The following is a 3,766-nucleotide window of genomic DNA, read 5'->3' as shown; positions in this document are numbered from 1 at the left end:
GCCAATCACCGAGTCGAAATCGGTGCGATCGCAACCCCAGCCGTGCACGAGGGCCAGGGTCGGCCCGCCTGCCGGACCACTGATCGCGTACCGGATCGTCGTGTCGTTCGGACGCTCCACCACACGGCTCGCGGCAGTCCTGTGCCCCACTACCATCCCAAGTGTCCTTTCGCTTCCCGGCAACGGATTCCCGCGGACTAGGCGGCGGCGTCGCCGCGGCGCGCCACGCTGCGCCTGCCCGCCACATCCACCGGCACCTCACCGGCGACCGTGACCCGGCTGACCTTGCGCGCCAGCTGCCCGTAGTCGTCGACCGCGTAGTGCTGGGTCGCCCGGTTGTCCCAGATCGCCACGTCGCCGGGAGCCCACCGCCACCCGACGGTGTTCTCCAGCTGGGTCACGTGCGACTGCAGCAGATCGAACAGTCGCGCGGTGTCGGACTTGCCGAAGCCGAGGAACCGCTGCACGAAATGCCCGAGCAGCAGCGAACGTTCCCCCGTCTCGGGGTGCACCCGCACCACCGGGTGCTCGGTCTCGTAGACGGTCGAGACGAACTGCTTGTGCCGCTCCTGCTCGGCGTCGGTCGGGTTGGGGCGTTTCGCCGCGTAGTCGTAGGCGTTCGAGTGCAACGCCCGGAGTCGCCCCGCGAGCTCTTGCAACTCGGGGGTGAGCCCTTCGTAGGCCGCCACGGTGTTCGCCCACACCGTGTCCCCGCCGTAGGGAGGCACGGTAACGGCCCGCAACACCGAGAACGCGGGCGGATTCTCGACGAACGTGACGTCGGTGTGCCAGGAATTCGCCCGCGCGCCGCGGTCGGCGTCCAGCGGGAGTACGTGCGCGGCGTGCTCTTCGCCCGGGACCGTGGGGTGAGCGGTGGTCACGGTGCCGAGCCGCGCGGCGAACTCGACCTGCTCGTCGTCGGTGAGCCCGTGCTGCCCCCGGAAGAAGACGACTTTGTGCTGCAGCAGGGCATTCCGGATGTGCGCGACGGTCTCTTCGGAAAGCCGGTCGGCCAGCTGCACACCGGTGATCTCGGCCCCGATGCGGCCTGCGACGCGCAGCACGTCCGACTTCAAGTTCTCGTTTGTCATGTTCCGCCTCCTGGCTGGAGATGTGTCTTGAAAGGCGATCGCGTCCCGCGGAGGCGACTCGCGCAGGGCGCAGGTTGGGAAATCCACAAAGGACTGAAAGCGTGCACGCACGGCACTGTCGGCTCGTGCGGCGAAGGTTCAGGCGAGCGGGCTCAGCCGCGGTGACAGACCGCGGACGCGACGCGCACCAGGTCGATGTGCTCGCGGAACACCAGCAACGGCCGCATGAGCTGGATGCAAGCACGTCCGCAACGACCGGTCAATCACGCCCGGCGTCGTCCCGGCATTCGGAAACCTCCGGGTGGATTCGATCGCGAGCTTGACGCCCGCCGGGCGGAGCGGATTGCATCTCCGCCATGTCAGCAGGGCTCGTTCTGGTGCGGCGCCGTTGCGTGGACTGCTGCCGCGCGAACAGCGCCCGGTGTCGCCGCGGGAGCAGCGCGCCGTGTCACCGCGCCAACAGCGCCCAGTGTCACCGCGCGAGCAGCGCCTCGTGTCACCGCACGCGCCTCCGCTGCCGCTGACCACCACCGCTGCCCCGCACTGACCGCCGTCCCGGCGGTCGTCTTCAGCTCGCTGCGGCCTGCGCCGTCCGCAGCACCTCCGCCCGCACCGCGCCCTGCCGCGAAGTGCCCGCGAAAGCGAGTTCACCGTGTCCAGCACGATCGATCGACGAGCCGTCCTGCGCGGCTTGTCCGGCCTCGCCACCACCTCCGTCCTCAGTGGATGCGCGCACAGCAGCGCTTCCCCGCGGACGAACGTGATCCGCTACCAAGGCTGGAGCGGCGAAGTCCTCTACCCGGAACTGGCCGAAGATCTCGGTCTGCTCGGGGACGTCCGGCTGGAGTGGATCGGCAACACCACCAGCGGTCCGCAGGACATCCAGGCCACCGTCACCGGCGACACCGACATCGGCGGTGCCTTCAACGGAGCCATCGTGCGGCTCGCCGCCGCGGGGGCACCCGTCACCGCGGTCGTGGGTTACTACGGTGCCGACGCCCTCAGCTACGGCGGCTACTACGCCATGCAGCGCAGCCCGATCCGCGGGCCGCGCGATTTCATCGACAAGAAGGTCGGCGTGAACACGCTCGGAGCGCACTACGAGGACGTGCTCGCGATCTACCTGGAGCGCGGCGGCCTCACCCAGGACGAGGTCGACTCGGTGCAGCTGGTGGTGGTTCCGCCGGTGAGTGCCGAGCAGGCGTTGCGGTCCGGCCAGCTCGACGTTTCGTCGCTGTCCGACGTCAAGCGCGAGAAGGCGCTCGCGCACGGCGGCCTGCGGTCGGTGTTCAGCGACTTCGGCATGTTGGGCGCGTTCACGGCCGGTTGCTACGTCCTGCGGGACGAGTTCATCGAGCGGAACCCGGAAACCACTCGCCAACTGGTCACGGGCACCGCGAACGCGGTGCACTGGGCGCAGACCCGGCCGCGCGACGAGGTCGTGGCCCGCTACTCCGACATCATCCGCAGACGCGGCCGGAACGAGGACCTCAGCACCGTGTCCTACTGGCGTTCCACCGGAATTCCCAGCCCCGGGGGGCTGATCCAGGACCGCGAGTTCACCACGTGGCTGGATCGGCTGACCACCAGCGGGCGAGTCGCCCCGGGCGCGGTCGACGTCCGCGGGCTCTACACCAACGAATTCAACCCGTTCCGCGCGAGCGCGCAGAACTGAGGAGACCATGGCCGAGATCAGTCTCGAGGGCGTGTCCCGCACTTTCCCCGTGCGCGGGGGCAGAGGTGCGCCGGACGGCGAGCTCACCGCGCTGCAGGACGTGAACCTGCGGATCCGCTCCGGCGAACTAGCCGTGATCGTCGGGCCGAGCGGGTCCGGCAAATCGACGCTGCTGGACCTGCTGGGCGGGCTGGACGCACCGACTACCGGGCGGATCCTGCTGGACGGCACGCCGATCACCGGGCCGGGGCTCAACCGAGGTGTCGTGTTCCAGCAGTACGCGCTGCTGCCGTGGCGCACCGCCCAGTCCAATGTGGAATTCGGGTTGGAGGCGAAGAAGGTGCCCGCCGCGCAGCGCCGCGAACGCGCGCGGGAACACCTGGACCTGGTCGGCCTGTCCGGGTTCGCCGACCGCTACCCGCACGAGCTCTCCGGCGGGATGAAGCAGCGCGTCGCGATCGCGCGCAGCCTCGCCTTCGACCCGGACGTGCTGCTGATGGACGAGCCGTTCGCCGCTCTCGACGCGCAAACGCGGGAAACGCTGCAGGACGAGCTGCTGCGGCTGTGGCAGCGCACCGGCAAGACCATCGTGTTCATCACGCACGGCATCGACGAGGCGGTGCACCTCGGGCAGCGGGTGGCGGTGCTGACCTCGCGCCCGGGCACGGTCAAGGACGTCGTCGACATCGACCTCGGCGAGCGCACCGCGGACGTCCGCTCCACACCCGAGTTCGCGCACTACCGCCACCACGTGTGGAGCCTGCTGCGCTCCGAAGTGGACCGCGCGCAGCAAGCCGAGCGCGCGGCCGCCCGGGAATCGCAGGACGCGCCGTCGCACGACCAAGCCCCCGAGGTGATCTCGATGGGCTAGCAGCGCACCACCCGCCACTTCCGGTGCCACGTCGGCGATTCCGGCGCGGCACGTCGCCGAGCGCGTGCTGAAGTCCTCGGCGGCGATCGTGGTTTTCCTGCTGGTGTGGGAACTCGCGCCGCGCATCGG

General features: G+C 69.8%; 4 protein-coding genes. 2 read left to right on the top strand and 2 right to left on the bottom strand.

Annotated elements, in window-relative coordinates; all coding sequences use genetic code 11:
• Positions 1 to 197: 197 nt before the first annotated feature.
• Together IJH84_RS11070 and IJH84_RS29265 are read right to left on the bottom strand one after the other, a co-directional pair.
• Entirely contained in the window at positions 198 to 1,091 is an 894-nt protein-coding gene (locus tag IJH84_RS11070) for a TauD/TfdA family dioxygenase (protein WP_295143606.1), read from the bottom strand.
• Positions 1,092 to 1,243: 152 nt separating this feature from the next.
• Positions 1,244 to 1,318: a putative leader peptide gene (locus IJH84_RS29265; protein ID WP_367269011.1), complete on the bottom strand. Its 75-nt coding sequence runs from the start codon at positions 1,316 to 1,318 to the stop codon at positions 1,244 to 1,246.
• A 425-nt stretch (positions 1,319 to 1,743) separates the two neighbouring features.
• Here IJH84_RS29265 and IJH84_RS11065 point away from each other — a divergent pair, with 425 nt between their 5' ends.
• Together IJH84_RS11065 and IJH84_RS11060 are read left to right on the top strand one after the other, a co-directional pair.
• Positions 1,744 to 2,766, top strand: coding sequence for an ABC transporter substrate-binding protein (locus IJH84_RS11065; protein WP_295143603.1), 1,023 nt, complete (start codon positions 1,744 to 1,746; stop codon positions 2,764 to 2,766).
• A gap of 7 nt (positions 2,767 to 2,773) precedes the next feature.
• Complete coding sequence (locus tag IJH84_RS11060; protein ID WP_295143601.1) at positions 2,774 to 3,637, top strand: ABC transporter ATP-binding protein; 864 nt, start codon at positions 2,774 to 2,776, stop codon at positions 3,635 to 3,637.
• Positions 3,638 to 3,766 lie beyond the last annotated feature (129 nt).

It is taken from the genome of Saccharopolyspora sp. (assembly GCF_017434145.1).
GTDB lineage: Bacteria > Actinomycetota > Actinomycetes > Mycobacteriales > Pseudonocardiaceae > Saccharopolyspora_C > Saccharopolyspora_C galaxeae.
Note: the sequence above shows the minus strand (reverse complement) of the source record. Positions and strands in the feature narration are given on the sequence as shown.